This window comes from Levilactobacillus cerevisiae, assembly GCF_003946245.1.
Taxonomy (GTDB): domain Bacteria; phylum Bacillota; class Bacilli; order Lactobacillales; family Lactobacillaceae; genus Levilactobacillus; species Levilactobacillus cerevisiae.
Map to the genome: position 1 here is coordinate 1 of NZ_RHNN01000033.1, position 17,265 is coordinate 17,265.

17 protein-coding genes are annotated in these 17,265 nt (G+C 50.7%); 5 read left to right on the forward strand and 12 right to left on the reverse strand.

The genetic code is table 11. The annotated features are described in order from the left end of the window. Positions 1-472: 472 nt before the first annotated feature. On the reverse strand, positions 473-979 hold the full coding sequence (locus EKM99_RS13305; protein ID WP_125583904.1) for a universal stress protein: 507 nt from the start codon (positions 977-979) through the stop codon (positions 473-475). Positions 980-1,009: 30 nt separating this feature from the next. Next, positions 1,010-2,410, reverse strand: coding sequence for a dipeptidase PepV (gene pepV, locus EKM99_RS13310; protein WP_125583905.1), 1,401 nt, complete (start codon positions 2,408-2,410; stop codon positions 1,010-1,012). A gap of 326 nt (positions 2,411-2,736) precedes the next feature. On the opposite strand from pepV, the gene EKM99_RS13315 reads away from it, so the two are divergent. Further along, on the forward strand, positions 2,737-3,567 hold the full coding sequence (locus EKM99_RS13315) for an NAD(P)H-hydrate dehydratase (protein WP_125583906.1): 831 nt from the start codon (positions 2,737-2,739) through the stop codon (positions 3,565-3,567). Between the two features lie 292 nt (positions 3,568-3,859). Here EKM99_RS13315 and EKM99_RS13320 read toward each other — a convergent pair whose 3' ends face one another. From EKM99_RS13320 to EKM99_RS13340, 6 genes are all read right to left on the reverse strand, one after another. Then, positions 3,860-4,189 (reverse strand): ASCH domain-containing protein, encoded by a 330-nt coding sequence (locus EKM99_RS13320; protein WP_164511612.1) that lies wholly within the window; start codon positions 4,187-4,189, stop codon positions 3,860-3,862. Positions 4,190-4,356: 167 nt separating this feature from the next. Then, complete coding sequence (locus tag EKM99_RS15890) at positions 4,357-4,506, reverse strand: hypothetical protein (RefSeq protein WP_164511613.1); 150 nt, start codon at positions 4,504-4,506, stop codon at positions 4,357-4,359. Between the two features lie 26 nt (positions 4,507-4,532). Beyond that, complete coding sequence (locus EKM99_RS13325) at positions 4,533-5,465, reverse strand: DMT family transporter (protein ID WP_125583907.1); 933 nt, start codon at positions 5,463-5,465, stop codon at positions 4,533-4,535. Positions 5,466-5,572: 107 nt separating this feature from the next. Continuing rightward, entirely contained in the window at positions 5,573-6,061 is a 489-nt protein-coding gene (locus EKM99_RS13330; RefSeq protein WP_125583908.1) for a MerR family transcriptional regulator, read from the reverse strand. Between the two features lie 141 nt (positions 6,062-6,202). Next, entirely contained in the window at positions 6,203-6,892 is a 690-nt protein-coding gene (locus EKM99_RS13335; RefSeq protein ID WP_125583909.1) for a pseudouridine synthase domain-containing protein, read from the reverse strand. Between the two features lie 15 nt (positions 6,893-6,907). Continuing rightward, positions 6,908-8,548 (reverse strand): putative polysaccharide biosynthesis protein, encoded by a 1,641-nt coding sequence (locus EKM99_RS13340; RefSeq protein WP_125583910.1) that lies wholly within the window; start codon positions 8,546-8,548, stop codon positions 6,908-6,910. Positions 8,549-8,774: 226 nt separating this feature from the next. Here EKM99_RS13340 and EKM99_RS13345 point away from each other — a divergent pair, with 226 nt between their 5' ends. Both EKM99_RS13345 and EKM99_RS13350 read left to right on the forward strand, forming a co-directional pair. Beyond that, entirely contained in the window at positions 8,775-9,095 is a 321-nt protein-coding gene (locus EKM99_RS13345) for a hypothetical protein (protein WP_125583911.1), read from the forward strand. 770 nt (positions 9,096-9,865) lie between these two features. Beyond that, complete coding sequence (locus EKM99_RS13350; RefSeq protein WP_125583912.1) at positions 9,866-10,630, forward strand: flavodoxin family protein; 765 nt, start codon at positions 9,866-9,868, stop codon at positions 10,628-10,630. 131 nt (positions 10,631-10,761) lie between these two features. On the opposite strand, the gene EKM99_RS13355 is transcribed toward EKM99_RS13350, so the two are convergent. The 4 genes from EKM99_RS13355 to leuS form a co-directional block, all read right to left on the reverse strand. Continuing rightward, positions 10,762-11,163, reverse strand: a complete 402-nt coding sequence (locus EKM99_RS13355) for a hypothetical protein (RefSeq protein WP_125583913.1) — start codon at positions 11,161-11,163, stop codon at positions 10,762-10,764. A 17-nt stretch (positions 11,164-11,180) separates the two neighbouring features. Further along, positions 11,181-11,852, reverse strand: a complete 672-nt coding sequence (locus EKM99_RS13360) for an AAA family ATPase (RefSeq protein ID WP_125583914.1) — start codon at positions 11,850-11,852, stop codon at positions 11,181-11,183. 10 nt (positions 11,853-11,862) lie between these two features. Then, entirely contained in the window at positions 11,863-12,621 is a 759-nt protein-coding gene (locus EKM99_RS13365; RefSeq protein WP_125583915.1) for a hypothetical protein, read from the reverse strand. Between the two features lie 234 nt (positions 12,622-12,855). Further along, on the reverse strand, positions 12,856-15,285 hold the full coding sequence (gene leuS, locus EKM99_RS13370; protein ID WP_125583916.1) for a leucine--tRNA ligase: 2,430 nt from the start codon (positions 15,283-15,285) through the stop codon (positions 12,856-12,858). Between the two features lie 691 nt (positions 15,286-15,976). Here leuS and EKM99_RS13375 point away from each other — a divergent pair. Together EKM99_RS13375 and EKM99_RS13380 are read left to right on the forward strand one after the other, a co-directional pair. Beyond that, positions 15,977-16,615, forward strand: coding sequence for a phosphatase PAP2 family protein (locus EKM99_RS13375; RefSeq protein WP_125583917.1), 639 nt, complete (start codon positions 15,977-15,979; stop codon positions 16,613-16,615). Then, a complete protein-coding gene (locus tag EKM99_RS13380; RefSeq protein WP_125583918.1) occupies positions 16,616-17,182 on the forward strand; it encodes a class I SAM-dependent methyltransferase in 567 nt (188 codons plus the stop codon). Positions 17,183-17,265 lie beyond the last annotated feature (83 nt).

The window sequence follows — 17,265 nt, forward strand, 5'->3', positions numbered from 1 at the left end:
CATTCTTTGATTATACAAAAATATCCGTTGCCAGTAATCAAATTCATTTGATTACCAACAACAGATATTTTAGAACCACTTTTTTACGACAGCATTCCGGCCAAAACTTGACTCACTCACGCCTACATAGACTGTAGCTAGTTATCGTAGACAAAAGTTGCCAGTCCCGCAATAATCATCACTGTCAGGTTGAAAAACAATCAAAACCGGAGGAGGCCAGAGATGCAGGCAGCTGTGTCGACGGTGTTTGCTGAGTGAAATTCTCAGCTTACAGCGTGGGACGCGTTTGGAGACTGACGAGTTTTGTCAGGCTCTAAACCGAGCCGGAGGACCGCTTCTCAGGCCGCAGGCGCTCCCCACAGACGCCGGAATCTCTGGCAGCCGCAGGTGACTGGCCTCGACTGATTTTGCACTTTCAACCTAAACACAAAGGACGAGACCCCAGTGATGCGGGTCTCGTCCTTTTAAAGTCTTATTCAGTTGGTAACTGCGTCGCTTTGCCAGCCTGATTATGGATGTCGGTCCGCACAATCAGCACGTCGCAGATGGCATTGGCCACCACGTAACTGGCCGTGGATCCCATCAGCATGCGTTCGACCACGTTTACCCCGGTCGCCCCAAGCATGATCAGATCCGCATGATACTCTTTCGGTAGCGTCCGCGCTAAGTCGACTTTGGCGTGACCGTAGAAAACAGCGGTAACGACTTGCTTGACGCCAGCATCCTGAGCTTTGCGGCGATATTTATCGACCTGAGCCTCTAAATCCTGACGGGCTTCATCCATCACCTGTTGGTCAACGTAACCGAACCCAACCTGGGTGTCGCTACCCAAGCCAACGTAATCGCCGCCACTCATGATCGTGACGATGATTAATTCAGCCTCATTCCGCACAGCCACGGCAATTGCCTTGTCCAATGTGCGGCGAGCCTGTCGGGAACCGTCGACCCCCACTAAAATATGCTTATATTCTGCGGCCATTTCTCTCACTCCTTCGCCGGACTAGGCGGCTTACTTAGTTAATTCGTAAATCGCCTGACCGTAAATAGCCATCGCCTTCAATAGGTCGGCCTTGGGTTGAAATTCATCGGCTTGATGCATCGTGTCGGCCGTACCTGGGAACAACGCCCCAAAGGCCACACCACGCTTCATTAAACGACCGTAAGTCCCCCCACCAACAACTTCTGGTTGGGCATCCATGTCACCGGTCTGTTGCCGGTAAACGTCCATTAACGTGGCAACGATTGGATCACTAGGGTCAACATAATGGGGAACCATTTCGCGGCCTTGCTTGATGGTAACTGCCATATTGGCCGTCGCCTTTTCCAAGCCAGCCTGGATGTCAGCGGCGCCCGTCCCGGTTGGGTAACGGAGGTTGGTGTTGATCAAGGCACTCTGATCGGCCGTAAATTGTTGAATCCCGACGTTCATGGTTAAGTCACCCATGACTTGGTCGGTGAACGCAATTCCGAGTTTGTGGGCCCGTGAATCGTCGTGGAGTTCATTGGCCAACAGGCTCAAGAAGTCCGCAGCGTCCCCACCGAAGTTCAAGGTGTTGAGGAAAGTAGCCAAATAGGTCCCGGCATTAATCCCATTCTTGGGTTCCATCCCGTGAGCGGCTTTACCTACCACGTGAAAATGCACGCCATCAGCGGCCACAGAGGCTTCACCAGTGACTGGTGCACTAGCCAAGAAGTCGTTAAAGTCGGCAACCACTTTGGCCCCGTCAGCGACTTTCACCGTCGCTTCAGCGTCCCGAGGAACCATGTTTTCCCGCAACCCAGCGTCGAATTCACTCAGGGTCACGTCATTACCATTGGTTCCGGCAAAGGTAGTGGTGAAGGTCACGTTCCCTTTTTCACCGTTGATCAGAGGGAATTCAGCATCCGGTGAGAACCCTAACGTTGGGGCTGGTTCAAGGTCGAGGTAATGGTTCATCCCCGTCCAATCACTTTCCTCATCGGTTCCGATAATAAAGCGAATGGTCATCTTCGGCAGAATGCCTTGGTCCTTTAACATCTTTAACCCATAGTAAGCAGCCAATGAAGGTCCCTTGTCGTCGGAAGTTCCCCGACCGTACAGGTTGCCGTCTTTTTCGGTCAGCGAAAAGGCATCGGTGTGCCAACCCTTACCAGCAGGCATCACGTCCGCGTGGCCTAAGATGGCTAAGGTGTCATCGCCCTCACCAAATTCCACGTAACCGACTAAATTGTCTAAATTTTTCGTTTTAAATCCGTCGCGTTCTGCTAAGCCTAAAAATGCAATCAAAGCTTTAGCCGGACCGGGACCCAGTGGGTACTCATCGGTGGCTTGTGAATCATCACGAGCACTGTCGATGCCGACCAACGTGGTTAAGTCTGCAAGGTAGTCCTCTTGGTACTGTTCAGATAGCTTTTGCCAATCAATTGCCATGATTGGACCTCCTTCATTTTATTGGGACCTAACGTCCGAGGATACGCTGGTGTCTCACCAGCCCGTGAATCTTGTCACGAGCCTTCACTGTCGTTCATAACGAATACACACCAAGTATACTAAATCTAATTTTAGCATACCGGCCCCCAAATGTAAGCCGATTTCATCGACGAAATTTTTCTCATGAAGGCGCTATCTAACAAACGGGTTTCGGTCGGCCACAACACTCATTTTGATGATTATTTAGGCCGGTATGCAAAGCGCACCACTTTTTCATTAGACCAGCGTGCTATACTCAAGGGAGATGACGAGGAGGTCCATTTCTCATGGAAACATTAACCCCTAAAATTTTAACCGATGTGATTCACTCACGGCCCGCCGACAGTTATAAAGGTACTTATGGCCGCATCACCTTGATTGGTGGTAACCGTAACTTTGGTGGCGCCATTCTGATGGCCAGTGCCGCGGCCGTTTACGCCGGTGCCGGTCTGGTCACCACCATCACGGATGCCAGTAATCAGGGCAGTCTGCATGCGCGTTTGCCAGAGGCAATGTTCGCTGACATCAGCGACTTTGCCCAGACGCAGGAACTAGTCAAGGGAACGGACGTTGTTGTGATTGGCCCCGGACTCGGCACCGATAATCAGGCGCAGGCCATTTTAGCCAATGTGTTTAGCGCGATTGTGCCCGACCAAGCGCTGGTGATCGACGGCTCAGCCATCACCCTGGTTGCCCAAGACCACCTGGCCCTGCCCCAAGCACACCTGATTTTTACACCGCATCAAATGGAGTGGCAACGCCTGAGTGGCATTAAAATTTCATCACAAACTGAAACAACGAATCGTGCGGCAGTGGATCGCTTACACGCCACGGTGGTGGTCAAGTCGCACCGGACCGAGATCTACACGGCAGACGCGACCTATCAAAATCCCCTAGGCACGCCAGCACAGGCGACCGGCGGCATGGGTGACACCCTAGCCGGTATGATTGGCGGGTTTGTTGCCCAATTTCATCCCACGGATCCCGCCGTTTGCGCTGCGGTCTACACCCACAGCGCCATTGCGGAAGAGCTGGCCCAGACCCAGTACGTGGTCTTGCCCAGTCAGATTGCCGCCACACTGCCAACGTTTATGAAACAACATGAAGCGAAGAATTAGGCCATTGCCAACGTTCATGACTTGACGCTATTTTCTCAAAGCAAAAAGGAACCGTGACGCCAAACGACGAGGGGCTACCCTACTTTGAAAATCAAGATATCTCGTAGCAACCAGCGCAACTGAAGCGAATTCCAGACGATGCCTGGGCAAATAGAACGAATGGTCAAATGAGCGTTTGGCAGGACATTAAACACTAAATTTCAAACTACGCAATGCTAAAATGACGCTTAGTAATCTGATAAAGATTACCAGGCGCCATTTTACTTTATTAATTAAATGCTGCCAGCCAATTCTAAATGCCAATCGCCACCACGCCCCACCGTCGTTCTTGTTTCGGCGAGTAAATCGTATACGTGTCGGCCACCATCTGAGCGATATCATCTGTCGCCGCGCTGCCCACACTGCCCGGTGAATAGTGACTGTAGAGGTCGGCAAAGGTCGCAAATTGTCGCAGACTCTTCACACGCTTGACGACCCGTTGTGTCTCGTCCGCCACGTTACAGAAACAAATGAGGTCGCCCACCTGCAGGCGACGCCGTTTCTCATCATTTAACCGAATTTCAATCGTCTTACTGCCTACCCGGACCAACGCAAATTGATCCGGATTCAATCCCATTTTCAAGCTAATCCCCCTATCCGTTCCTTATCCTGCTGAACTTTATCCTGCTGAACTCATGTAGTTCTTCAATCCACGTAGCCAAACAAACTGGTACACCAACCACAGGAACACCGGCCCCCTCACCAACACATCAATCACCACTGGCCAATTGGTCGCGTGAAAAAATACGTCTAGCGGATAGAAACCGCTCGCCCATCGTTGTTGCCCTTCAGTCCTGAATTGAGTTCTTTTTTCATTAAAATATAGTAAAAGCCTAATTCAATTTTAATGAAATGATTTGGAAAGGTCAATAACTGACTGGTCGCGATTCCCTTTTGCATGGATTTTTAGTTTTAAAAACGACTCACTACAAGAAGTGAATGCTGGCAACGCCTAAGAACATGGTGATTAGTCCCAGCACTCGTGTCAGAGCTACGCGATTGACCAGGGATTCAAACAGGCCAAAGTGATCTATCAGTGCACTGAAGAAGAGCTGACCAAACAAGGCAATCACCACGACCTGCCCCGTCCCAATCTGCGGAACCAGCCAGGCGCTGCCAAAGACGTACAGTGCGCCCAGGAAGCCACCCAGCCAGATCCACCAGAAATGTCCGCCAGCGTGAATGGCTGGTCGTAACGCCGTCAGTGGTAAGCGTAACACCGCTAACAACACAAAGAGTAACACCGCGCCCACGGTAAACGACACCATTGCCGCGTGAACGGAGGAGCCTAAGACGACGCCCAGATGCCCATTGATCGCTGTCTGACTGGCCATCAGGAAACCAGAACCAATCCCTAAGAGTTGCAAGAACAAGTTGTGACTCTGTTTCCCATTTCTCTGAGCTTGGGTACTGCTGACCATTCCCGTCGTGACAACCATCCCCACTGTTACCAGCAGAATGCCGAACGCTTTGATCCAGGTTAACCCCGACTGCGGGGAACTAAACAAACCAAACTGATCAATCAGAACGCCCATAATAATCTGCCCAAACAACGGTAAAACCGCCGTCTGAATGCTACCTAGCCGGGGAAACAAGAGTAAATTAACCGTCATCCCCAAGACGCCGAGGAGCCCGCCCAACCAAATCCACCACGGGTTGTCAGCGAAGGTGCTGGCCGCAATCCAGGGCGTCACGCCCGAAGCAACCGTCAGGCCGATTAGAAAGAGCGCCCCAATCGTAAATGACACGGTCGAGGCCAAATAAGGTGAGCCCACATATTGCCGTAACTTTGAGTTGACGGCCGTCTGCATTGCCAGGCCACTACCCATTAAAACTGGAATTAACGCGAGTAAAATCATCCAATCACTCCCAAACAATTTTTAAATAAGTTGATGGGAGTTATCTTACAAGCTGAAGTTAACTATAGGTCAAGGCATCAGTTCGATTTTTTACGGCATCTGCCAGATTAATCCTGTTCTTTATTTCCAAGCGCTTCCGCCGAGTGCCCGGCCTGCCGCAACTGCTGATATTCCCGGTAGGTCAGCGGATCGACTTGCTTGGAATCTGGCAACAGGTGAATGCTTTCGGTTCCCGCCGCCGCTGCCGTTTTGTAATACCATTTTTTAAACCGCAGATAGGCCAAAGAATCCTCCAGCTGCGAAATCTGCTGTTCCAATACTTTCTCATGTTGATCCAGGAAATCATAGCGTTGGTCCAGGGAATCATCCCCGTCCATCCGCCAGGAAACGAAGTAAGCAATTTCCTTAATCGGGACCCCTGCCCGTTTCAAATCCAAGATCATCCGCATCAATTGGACGTTATCGTCCGTAAACCGCCGCCGGCCACCACTATCTCGTTTCACAAACGGTAACAGGCCAGCGTGGTCGTAGTACCGAATAGCTTCAACGGAGAGATCCATCATCTTGGCGACCTCACCAATCCCATAAGTTTTCATCGTAGGTGCTCCTTATCTGTCAGTTCTTTTAGCGCTAGTTTAGCACGGGGAGCCCAAACTGTCATTTCGAACTTGAGCATCAAAAAAGGATTGATCGGTGCGCCGCCATTTGCTGGCATGCCACCGCTCAATCCCCCCTGATTATTTTTCTGTTGTTTCCTGCGTCGTTAAGGAACTCACGGCATCAATTTCATCGTCGAACAGGCCGCGATACGTGCCAACGGGCAGGTCAACTGGCAGTGCCAATGCCCCCAGTGCGATTCGGTTCACCGGCCCGTTGACATTTGGCAAAGCCGTGAGCACGGCGATTCCAGCCCCAATATCCCGAGTGACCAAGGTCACGGTCACACTTTGATGCACCGTGTCCACACGAGTTGTTACCCGACTGAACGCTGCGTTGACTGGTAAATCCGGTACCGTCGTGCCATTTAAGCTGACCTGCAACGTGTTCGGCCAATCAGCCTGAGCAACTTCAGTCAGGAAATGGTCATCATCACTGACAACGACCATCCCCGCTGCTTCCTTGGGCAAATCCGCCGAAGTCATTAGCGTGCGTTGTTGATCCAAGGCATTTAGCAAGCTACCCAGGCTACGCTGACTGGTCGGTTCCAGCTCCAACGTAAACCCAACCGGTTTGTTAAAAATGAGGTATTGCGGCTGACGACCGGTTACGGCCATCCCGTCAACCCGTACCTGATCCGCCGCAGACACATTTTCACGCGGGGTATCCACTACCAAATCATTGACAGTTACCCGTCCCTGACGCAACAACCGGAAAATTTGTCCCGGTGTTCCCTGCCGGTGCTCCGTTAAATAACGTTCGATGTTCATCGTCCTTGACCTCCTCTAACGAATGTGTAACCGTCGCCGCAGACCAGCCATTCGTGGTCCCATAATGGTGTCCGCTAACCGGGTTCGCAAAACTACGTACACGTAGAAGTATCCCGCAACCAGTACCGCCGCCATCACAATCACAAAGTTAATCACCCGACCCTGACTGCCACTAAAGGCGCCAATCCAAGCAACCAACCGGGCGAGCACGTAGGTCCCAATCGACGTTAACAAAATACCGTTCGTCTTCTTGGCAATGTGGGCAAAATTGATGCCAAATTGCATATCTAATGAATGAATGATTAAGTAACACGTAACGGTGAAGCCGAGCCCCGTGGCAATCAACGGTCCAAAGGCCCCGAAGAAGTAAACCAACGGCCACTGGACAATAAATTTCACCACTGTTCCGACTAAAAAGTAACGAACGGCGCGTTTGTTCTGTGAAATTCCCTGCATGAGCGCGGAAACCACCGTGTAGAGCCCCAGTAAAATGGACAGATACGACGAGAAAGCCAAAATGGAGGCCGCCAACGCTGCGTGTGCCCGACCATAGAAGACCAAGTTCAGTGGGCTAGCAATGGCCGACATCCCTAGCGCACTGGGAATCATGACAAATTCAAACATCAGAAACGCGTTAGACAGTTGTGCCGAAATTTCTTTTTTATTTCCCCGTGTGTATGACTCCGACAGCAATGGGACTACCGTTACGGCCAAAGCCGAGGCAAGGGAAATCGTAATCATAATTAATTTGTTAGCGTTCACCCCGAACAGCGCGAATAAGTCGTTCAGGTGGGCATCCGTGTAGTCGCCCGCCATGTGCATGATGGGGGCAAAGGTGTATTGGTCAATCAATTGAAAAATCGTAATACCGGCACCCAAAACAATGAACGGCACCGCTTGGGCAATGATTTCTTTGTAGAGTTGATTGGCGGGCACGACCAGTTCATTGTTACTATTCGCGACTAACTCGCGGAAGTAGTGCCGCCGACGCCAGTAGTAAACCCCTAGGATAATCAGACCGCCTAAGGCCCCAATGGCTGCAGCAAATGTCGACTGGGAAACCGCGGTAACCCAGTTGCCATTTAGTACCCGCATGATAATGAAGGCCGTAATCAGCATATAGGCCACTCGAACCAGTTGCTCCACAAATTGGGAGATGGCCGATGGCGCCATTTGCTGGAAGCCTTGAAAGTACCCCCGCGTCAGACTCATCGTTGGGATAATCAGGATGGCCCAGGCCAAGGAATGGAGCACGGGTACCAGATGGGGGTCCCCACCCGTGAAGAGTGGCGCCCCAAAGTACATCAGTAAGGCAATAGAAATTCCCGTTACAATGGCGATTTCCAAACCGCGTTTGTACAACCGCACACTGATACCGTATTCGTTCAACGCATTGTAGTGCGCCACCTGCTTGGCAATCGCAGAGGGCACCCCCGCAATTGCCGCAATCAGGAAGAAGCTGTAGATGTTATACCCCTTCCCATATAACGCGTTTCCTTGCAGGTAAAATGCCCCAAACCAAATGTTCCAGGGGATAATGTAAACTGCGCCGAGAATACGGGAGAAAATACTTCCCCCAGTCATCCACGCTGAGCCGGCAACCATTTGATCCTGTGCACTTCCTCGGTTTCCGGTTTGATCTGACCTTGCCGCCATTTGACACCCTACTTTCAATTTCTTAAATTCAACGTTTTTCCAGCTCGAAAAAATCCAAGCTAATCAAACAAATATTATACCATAGGATTTCCCGGTGAATTGACAGGTTTCGGTAAAGTTTTCCAAATTATTCGTCTTTCTCAGCGTCTCGCTTACCGTAAAGCCTGAACAAGTGGTATGCTTGAGTTAGTCGAGAAACAGTAATTTTTCAAGGAGGAATGCCAATATGACGCAAGCAACAGCTGGGACCACCGCAGCGCCAAAGATGCAGATGTCACCAGAACGGGCAAAGCAAGTCGTAACCATGACAAAGAGTATTCGGGCCCACTTTCCCGAGTTAGCCGCAATTCCGGATGCTCAATTAATCTATTCCACCTGGCGCAGTTTCAAGCGGATTGATCAGACTAACGATAGCGATTATCAAACTATGGCTAGCGTCTTCTTCCACGAATTTGACCGACATCTACTGAAGTATCAACTTTCTAAGAGCGGCCAAGAAACGGTCGTCAGTCGTCGTTTCTTTGCTATTTTAACTGAAATTCTATAGATTTTTTCTTCCCCCGTTGGCCAGTGGCCGGTGGGGATTTATTTTTTTCTCTGGCTAAGGACATAATTAATGCTTACAAAAGATACATTCAGCAAACCCGCCGGCTTACCGTTCACCAAATTTAGGCTGGAACGCTGTGGGCAGGACGGCCCAAGCCAAAGAGCGGTCTTGGACCTCGCTTTGAACCGCCAAGCCCGCGTTTCAAAGTCGCCATTTTCCAAGGAAGACCACATGGAAAATCCCACGGCTGAGCCTAAATCTGGCTCACTCACGCCTACATAGACTTTGACCAATTATGGTGGACAAACGTTTCCAGCCCAGCGATGGTCACATCAACGTCATGTTGAAAAACCTATCTTAACCGAAGGAGGACAGAGATGGGGGTAGCTGTGACGACGGTGTTAGCTGGGAACCAGCTTACAGCGTGGGACGCGTTTGGAGACTGGCGAATTTTGACAGGCTTCAAACCGAGCCGGAGGACCGCTTCTCAGGCCGCAGGCGGTCCCCACAGCAGGCGGAATCTCTGGCAGCCGCAGGTGGCGACTCCCAACTAATTTTGTGTCCCCCTGTTAGCTGGACCATTCACTGTGATGAGAAATGCCCTTATCGCCTGCTAAGTCAGTCTTTATCACGTTTTTCCGTAGTTCAATGCGGTATACTAAGTCTATGAACGACTTTGCGTGGTGGCAGATTTCCAACAGAACGATTTACATAGGCCACTAGTTTGCGCCAAGCACGCAAGTCGTCACAGAAAAGTGAGGCGATTCTATTTGCGTTATTTAGCATTGTTAGGCAGTCATGAACGCCAAGGTATCACCGCGGGCTACCTTCAGGCCGTCTTGGACAGTCTGCCAGCTTCGGCCGAAGTTGAGACCGTTTTCCTACGGGATTACGATATTTACCCCGACACCAAGGAAAAACCCTGCCCCGCATTGGACGAAATCGAAGCCAAAATGGCCGCCAGTGATTTTTGGATTGTCTGCGTGCCAACCTATTGGGGCGGCATGGCTGGGGTGATGAAACAATTCTTCGATTGCATGCGGTTTCGGCTGGTGCGGATGAACTCCGTGGCTGACACGTTACCCGGCAAATATAAGGACAAACATTATTTGAGCATGACCACCTGTTTCATCAGTTCGACGGAAAACTTTTTCACCGGCATCACCGATCAGACCTTCGTCACCATCGATCGTATCCTGACTGGTGCCGGCTTGATCAAGGTTGGCGAATTTGTCGGTACCGGCACCTGGGGAACCGAAGCGCCCCGCCCAGAGAAGCTCACTGAGTGTCACCGGCTAGGCAAAAAAATTGCCGACCGACCACGAAAGGATGATAATACCTTGAAACGCTACATACTCTTGTTCTTCATGATTGCCATCATGGCACTGGCAACGATGGGCCTCCAAGCCTGGTGGTTCGGCGTCTTCACGGCTGGTAAGTTCTGGCTGACTTATGCGACCTTCGTCGTCATCTTCTACGTTTTGCTGGCCAGCATCCTCCATTTCTTCACCTTTGTACGCCATCGTCGACGGTAAATACCGAATTGACGAGCCCGACAGCAAAATAAATGATTCCTAAATACACGAAGAGGCTGCGAGAAAAATTCCACAGTCTCTTTTGTTATCCCTAGATTTATTACTGAAGCACTCGTCGGTTCTGGTGCACGCTACGAGCCCTGGTAATGGGCCACCACGGTAGGACTTGCCGTTAGCTTGCCGACCACGGTGATTGTCTTAATCGCTTTGAACAAGTTCCCCTCGTTCGTAATTTTTGACAAATTCAAATGGCCAATGATAAACAACTTGCTCCGGGTACCCTGTTTTAACTGCTCTAAAATATCCTGATCGGTATACGTATAGCTGCCAACTAATGTATCCAAAGACTTACCGTGGGGTTCCTCTGCACTAACCGTTTGAATAATGGCTCTGTTCCGTTCAAGTTCCTGGCGAACGGCCCGGTTTAAAAAGTCTTCGCGGGAATGGACCACCCCTTGATCGATCAACACATCAATCTCAGCTAATTCTGTCGCCGTCACGTCGATCGTTAAAATTACTGGTGAATCTGCCATCCGAATTCCTTCTTTCGCTATGAGTCCGTCTTTAAATACGCTGCTTCCAAACTATCAGTCTGGGTTTCTGCCATCAGCTCGGCCGGTGTACCACTAAACACAATCCCCTTGCCAGCCAAAACTAAGAGCCGTACATTTTCAGTGGGTAAATTTCGAAACTGGTGAGTTGTCATAATAATGGTTTTGCCGCGGGCTGCCAGTTGGCTAATCTGATCAATGACCTTGACCGCCACTTTCACGTCCAGCCCACTCTCCGGCTCATCAAACAGGTACAATTCCCGTTTCAATTGGCAGACGCCAATCAGCGTAACCAACCGTCGCTGGCCACCAGATAAATCGCGGAAATGCGTCTGCGCAATCGGCTGGAGAATGGCTGGCAATTGTTCTGACTCAAAACGACCGTCCGGCTGGTCCAGATCCACCATCATCTGAATCGTCTCCGCAACCGTTGCCGTTCCGGTAAACGGTGCGCCTTGCATTTGGTAGGCAACCTGGTTCATCAGTGGAAAATTCGTAAATGGCAGGTTGTGCCGCTCACTTACCCCGGCAATGAAATCTAGCAAGGTGTTCTTGCCGACGCCGTTGACGCCTAGAAGAATATTAATTTTTCCTGGTTCAAACGTGGCGGACAGGTGGTCAAAGAGCTGGCAGCCATCCGGTAATTGGTATGAAAAATTTTCAATTTTCATAAAGCACCTCCTAGTACCGACTGGTGTACGACTGGAGCTTCATGTGACGAACTGGGTAGTAGCCAACTGTGAGATAGACTAGCGCGACAATCCCCAGTAAGGCAACGTTTAACAAGGTCGGTTGACTGATTACCCGCAAGGCGTTGACGTAAAAGTTGATGAGATAGGAGAACGGACTCAGAATCGTCAACACGATATTTAACAGCGAGTTCTGTTGATACGGCAGGTTAATCAGGAGCATCCCCAAAAAAATGTACCCCATCATGAGCAGCGACATGACATTCATCTTGAGCGGCAACAGCAAAATGAAATTACTGAAACCGGCCACAATCGGAATTAAGATGAAGTTCAACAGGAATCCACCCACCATCATGGGCACCAGACTCAGAGACGCCGGATTCAAGATCAGAACGATGAGATCAAACAACACAACCTCAATCTGTACAAAAACCACCTGTACCAGCAAATTGCTATAGAAAATTAACCGTTTGTCCCCCGCAATAATCGTGAACATCTTGAGAAAATTATTTTCCCGCATCCCAATCAGACCAAATTGAAAGCCATTTAACACACCCACCAAAATAATGTAGGCCCAGTACCCGAGCAATTGGTAGGCCAAGTTATGCAAGCCAAATGGATGGCCCCCGGAACTAAACGTCACAATCACAAAGTAAATGGACGGACAAATTAGCGTGTAGAACAGGATGCCCTTATCATCCCACGTTTGCCGCAATTCAAAGCGACTGAGAATTTTTAGCTTACGCCACATTTCAACCTCCCCCTCGTCTCACTAAAATTAGAATATTATTACTTTATCCTAACCTTTTTCTCATCTTTTACAAGACTCCGCCATTTTTCGCGGGTTACCTTCATTGTCCCCATCGGCCCCATTCTTGCCAATCAAAAAGTGCCAGCCGCTTCCCCTTAGGAAAGTGACTGGCACTAAGTGTTTTTATTTAGAAATTAATTTTCGTAAAAGTCACCTGCTGGCAAGCACCAATCCCTAGTTGGCAACGATGTTGACCAGTTTGCCCGGCACAACGATGACCTTCCGAACAGTCTTGCCATCCGTGTGCAATTTGACCGTTTCGTCCGCCAAAGCTTGGGACTCAATGTCGTCCTTCGCAGCATCCTTAGCTACCTTTAAGTGCGCCCGGACCTTGCCGTTGACCTGAACGACCAGCTCAACCACGTCTTCAACCAATTGCTTAGGGTCAAACGTTGGCCACTTGGCGTAGGCAATGGTTTCGTCGTGACCCATCAATGCCCAAAGTTCTTCGGCAATGTGCGGTACGATTGGCGAAATCATTTTGACGAAGCCTTCCATGTAGATCAATGGCAGACTGTCAGCCTTGTAAGCCTCATTAACGAAGACCATCAACTGAGAAATGGCCACGTTGAACCGCATGGCTTCGAGGTCTTCACTGACCGTCTTAACCGTTTGGTTGTAAATCTTATCCAACGTGCCATCGTTGATCATCGTTACGCGATCACGCAGATGGTTGTTGTCGTCGATCAACAGACGCCAAACGCGGTCAAGCCAACGCTTGGACCCATTGATACCTTCCGTACTCCATGGCTTCGACGCCTCTAACGGCCCCATAAACATTTCGTACAGACGAAGTGTATCGGCCCCAACCTTTTCGACAATTTCGTCGGGGTTGATGACGTTGCCCTTGGACTTGGACATCTTTTCGTGGTTCGTGCCAAGAATCATCCCTTGGTTGACCAACTTCTGGAAAGGTTCCTTGGTTGGGACCACACCGATATCGTACAGGAACTTGTGCCAGAACCGGGCGTACAGCAAATGCAGAACGGCATGTTCAGCGCCACCAATGTAGAGGTCGACTGGCATCCAGTACTTCAATTTGTCAGGATCGGCAATGGCTTCATCGTTATGCGGATCGATGTAGCGCAGGAAGTACCAAGAGCTCCCAGCCCACTGTGGCATGGTGTTGGTCTCGCGTTTCCCTTTGCGACCATTCTCGTCCACCACGTTGACCCAGTCGTCTAGGTTCGCCAGTGGACTCTCGCCGGTTCCAGAGGGTTCGAGTTGCTTAGCTGCGGGCAACTTGAGTGGCAATTCGTCTTCGGGAACCAACGTGGTTTCGCCGTCTTCCCAGTGAATAACGGGAATTGGTTCACCCCAGTAGCGTTGGCGCGAGAAGATCCAATCGCGCAATCGGAAGTTAACCTTCTTGTGGCCAGCCTTGTGTTCTTCCAACCAGTCGATAGCGGCCGCGATGGCATCCTTCTTGTTCAAGCCATTCAGGAAGTCCGAATTGATATGCTTGCCGTCACCCGTGTAAGCGGCCGTCTGCACGTCCGTATCGTCATCCCCAGCAATCACTTGCACGATTGGTAACTTGAATTTCTGCGCAAATTCATTGTCCCGGTCGTCGTGCGCGGGAACGGCCATGATGGCCCCCGTCCCGTAAGAAGCGAGGACGTAATCCCCGATCCAAATTGGCAATTTCTCACCACTCATGGGGTTAATCCCGTAGGCACCGGTGAAGACGCCCGTCTTGTCTTTGTTCAAGTCAGTCCGTTCGAGGTCCGATTTGCTGTCAATGGCAGCCTTGTAAGCCTTGACCTCTTCGGCGTGTTCTGGCGTGGTAATCTGGTCAACCAGCGCATGTTCTGGTGCCAAGACCATGTAAGTGGCCCCAAACAACGTGTCAGGCCGGGTCGTGTAGACCTCGACCTTCGTGTCGGCCTGACCATCAACTGGGAAGAAGACGCTGGCACCTTCAGAACGGCCAATCCAGTTGCGTTGCATTTCCTTGATGCTGTCCGGCCAATCCAGGTCGTCCAAGTCATCCAGCAACCGGTCAGCGTACGCCGTAATCTTCAAGACCCACTGGCGCATTGGTACCCGGTAAACGGGATAGCCACCCCGTTCAGTCTTACCGTCGATGACTTCTTCATTGGCCACAACGGTCCCGCCCATAAAGTCGGGTGCCCAGTTGACCATGATTTTGTCTTCGTAGGCCAGACCCTTTTTGTACATTTGTTCAAAGATCCACTGAGTCCACTTGTAGAAGGATTCGTCGGTCGTGTTGACCTCGCGACTCCAGTCGTAAGAGAAACCGAGTGACCGAATTTGACGTTTAAAGTTTTTGATATTGTGCGCAGTGAAGTCCTTGGGGTTGTGCCCCGTCTTCAAGGCGTACTGTTCTGCGGGAAGGCCAAAAGCATCCCAACCCATTGGGTGCAAGACGTTGAAGCCCTGCATCCGTTTCAACCGGGCCATGATGTCGGTTGCCGTGTAACCTTCGGGATGACCCACGTGGAGTCCTTGACCTGAAGGGTATGGGAACATGTCCATCACGTAATACTTCGGTTTGCTTTGGTTGTCAGAGGTCTTAAACGTTTCATTGACCCGCCAGTAGTGTTGCCATTTGTGTTCAATTATTTGGTGTTTGTAAGCCAAATTGCTCGCTCCCTTTCTCATTTTCAACGTTGCGCCACAAAAAAAGCCCCCAGAAGCCCATAATTCAGCTTCTGTAGGGCGTGTCAGCGCGGTACCACCTACATTTCCCCAGGATTGGCCTGGGGCTCTAATGGCTGATAACGTCGCCAAACGCCCACTTTGCAGCGGAGAAGACTCAGAGACAAGTTCGTCAAACTAGGTAACGGATTCACAGCGACCATCCGCTTACTTGATACCCGGTCGAACTACTACTTCTCATCAACGTCTTTGCTTAATCAGATTGTTTTCATCTTAGCAAACCCCCTCGGGAAAAGCAAGGGAGTCACTGGTTTTTTCGCTAAAAGATTGGTGTGACTTGTGGCTAACGACTGGCTGGCCGTTCGCTAATCCCAGGTAACTGTTGCGCCCGTTCAAAACGGCGGTTGTACTCGGAAACTCCCCTTGCAATCTTCAAGGGTCCTGTACCACCTAGGTAAGCAAGCTACTTATGCCGCTTATTAACCAATACGCCCTCAAGTAACACCAGCAGTTTAATTTTTGGTCATGACTTGCACCAACCCCCGAATTTGTCAGCCCCCTGTGCTATACTAATTTTGTGATCAAGCGGTGATTGTGAAGAGTCACAACTCCGTACATACTCGGCCGGGGCTTTGACCGGGTCTTAATTTCAAATGTAATAGGAGGTCATCCTTTGACGACCATTTCAAAAACCCGTTGGCGCTTCACCTGGGCGGCCGGGGCTATCTTTCTCATTGATTTACTTGGAGTTGTCCTGCAACAGTCATGGATTAAGGGTCTCGACCAACTGCTCATCAGTTGGATTCGCCAGCCCCTTCCCACCGGTCTCACGCAGGCCATCATTCACGTCACCAAATCTGGTAACCCCCAGCCAGTGACGTGGATCACCTTACTACTGGTGGCTGGTTTCATTATCGCTCGGCGCTACCGGGGCGCCCTTTTCTTAGGATTCAACGTCTTGATTTGGGCCGGCCTGGGCAATAGTGTCCTGAAACATCTGGTCCAACGCCCACGACCAACCGTTGACCGGCTGGTTTCCGCCAGCTCCTATAGCTTCCCCAGCGGCCATTCCATTACGGCAATGCTGCTGTGGGGCTCGCTGATTGTCCTTCTTGGCTGGTCCTTGCGGAAACATCGAAATTGGCGCTGGGTCCTGACGATTTGCCTCAGTATCTGGATTGTCGTAATCGGAGTATCCCGTGTCTACGTTGGCGTCCACTATCCAACCGACGTCATTGCTGGCTGGTCACTGGGCTTCGTTCTGTTAACCTTGACGCAATGGTTCCTCACCCGTTATGGAGATGCTTTATAAATGAATTTGCCAAATGCCTTAACTTATAGTCACACGCTTTTAAATGAAGTCGTCGGGCCGGGCGACACCGTGGTGGATGCTACCGTTGGCAAGGGTCACGATACGATTTTTCTCGCTAACCTGGTTGGCAGGACTGGCCGGGTCATCGGCTTTGATATTCAACAGGCCGCGCTTGATGCAACCGCCCAACAGCTGATGTTAACCGGTCTGGGCGCTCAAGTCGACCTTCACGCGACGGGTCACGAACACGTAGCTGATTACTTAGCCGCGGACGAATCCGTCACGGCGGCGGTCTTCAACCTGGGCTATTTACCTGGTGGAGACAAATCAGTTATCACCCACCCGGCCACTACCCTGACCGCAGTTGAGGCCATTTTACCGCATTTACCACGGGGCGGCCGCATTATCCTGGTGGTCTACGCGGGCCATCCCGGCGGCCAAACTGAACGAAACGCCGTAGTCGATTTCTGCCAGCAACTGCCACAGAAAACGTATCAGGTCCTGCAGTACGGCTTTATTAACCAGGTTCACACGCCACCGTTCTTGTTGGCGATTGAACGACGCTAATTGTTAAAAAACAACCTCAGTGCTGTTGCTTTCCAATGCAATGGTCTTTCAACGAAAAATGGTAGACGCCCTTCCTCATCCGA

What these genes read in the sequence shown, in the direction of transcription:
- EKM99_RS13305 (WP_125583904.1), bottom strand. Translation starts at nt 979, where the DNA reads ATGGCCGCAGAATATAAGCATATTTTAGTGGGGGTCGACGGTTCCCGA.
- EKM99_RS13345 (WP_125583911.1), top strand. Translation starts at nt 8,775, where the DNA reads ATGACGCAAGCAACAGCTGGGACCACCGCAGCGCCAAAGATGCAGATG.
- EKM99_RS13380 (WP_125583918.1), top strand. Translation starts at nt 16,616, where the DNA reads ATGAATTTGCCAAATGCCTTAACTTATAGTCACACGCTTTTAAATGAA.
- EKM99_RS13315 (WP_125583906.1), top strand. Translation starts at nt 2,737, where the DNA reads ATGGAAACATTAACCCCTAAAATTTTAACCGATGTGATTCACTCACGG.
- pepV (WP_125583905.1), bottom strand. Translation starts at nt 2,410, where the DNA reads ATGGCAATTGATTGGCAAAAGCTATCTGAACAGTACCAAGAGGACTAC.
- EKM99_RS13330 (WP_125583908.1), bottom strand. Translation starts at nt 6,061, where the DNA reads ATGAAAACTTATGGGATTGGTGAGGTCGCCAAGATGATGGATCTCTCC.
- EKM99_RS13360 (WP_125583914.1), bottom strand. Translation starts at nt 11,852, where the DNA reads ATGAAAATTGAAAATTTTTCATACCAATTACCGGATGGCTGCCAGCTC.
- EKM99_RS13355 (WP_125583913.1), bottom strand. Translation starts at nt 11,163, where the DNA reads ATGGCAGATTCACCAGTAATTTTAACGATCGACGTGACGGCGACAGAA.
- EKM99_RS13365 (WP_125583915.1), bottom strand. Translation starts at nt 12,621, where the DNA reads ATGTGGCGTAAGCTAAAAATTCTCAGTCGCTTTGAATTGCGGCAAACG.
- EKM99_RS13340 (WP_125583910.1), bottom strand. Translation starts at nt 8,548, where the DNA reads ATGGCGGCAAGGTCAGATCAAACCGGAAACCGAGGAAGTGCACAGGAT.
- EKM99_RS13335 (WP_125583909.1), bottom strand. Translation starts at nt 6,892, where the DNA reads ATGAACATCGAACGTTATTTAACGGAGCACCGGCAGGGAACACCGGGA.
- EKM99_RS15890 (WP_164511613.1), bottom strand. Translation starts at nt 4,506, where the DNA reads ATGCAAAAGGGAATCGCGACCAGTCAGTTATTGACCTTTCCAAATCAT.
- EKM99_RS13325 (WP_125583907.1), bottom strand. Translation starts at nt 5,465, where the DNA reads ATGATTTTACTCGCGTTAATTCCAGTTTTAATGGGTAGTGGCCTGGCA.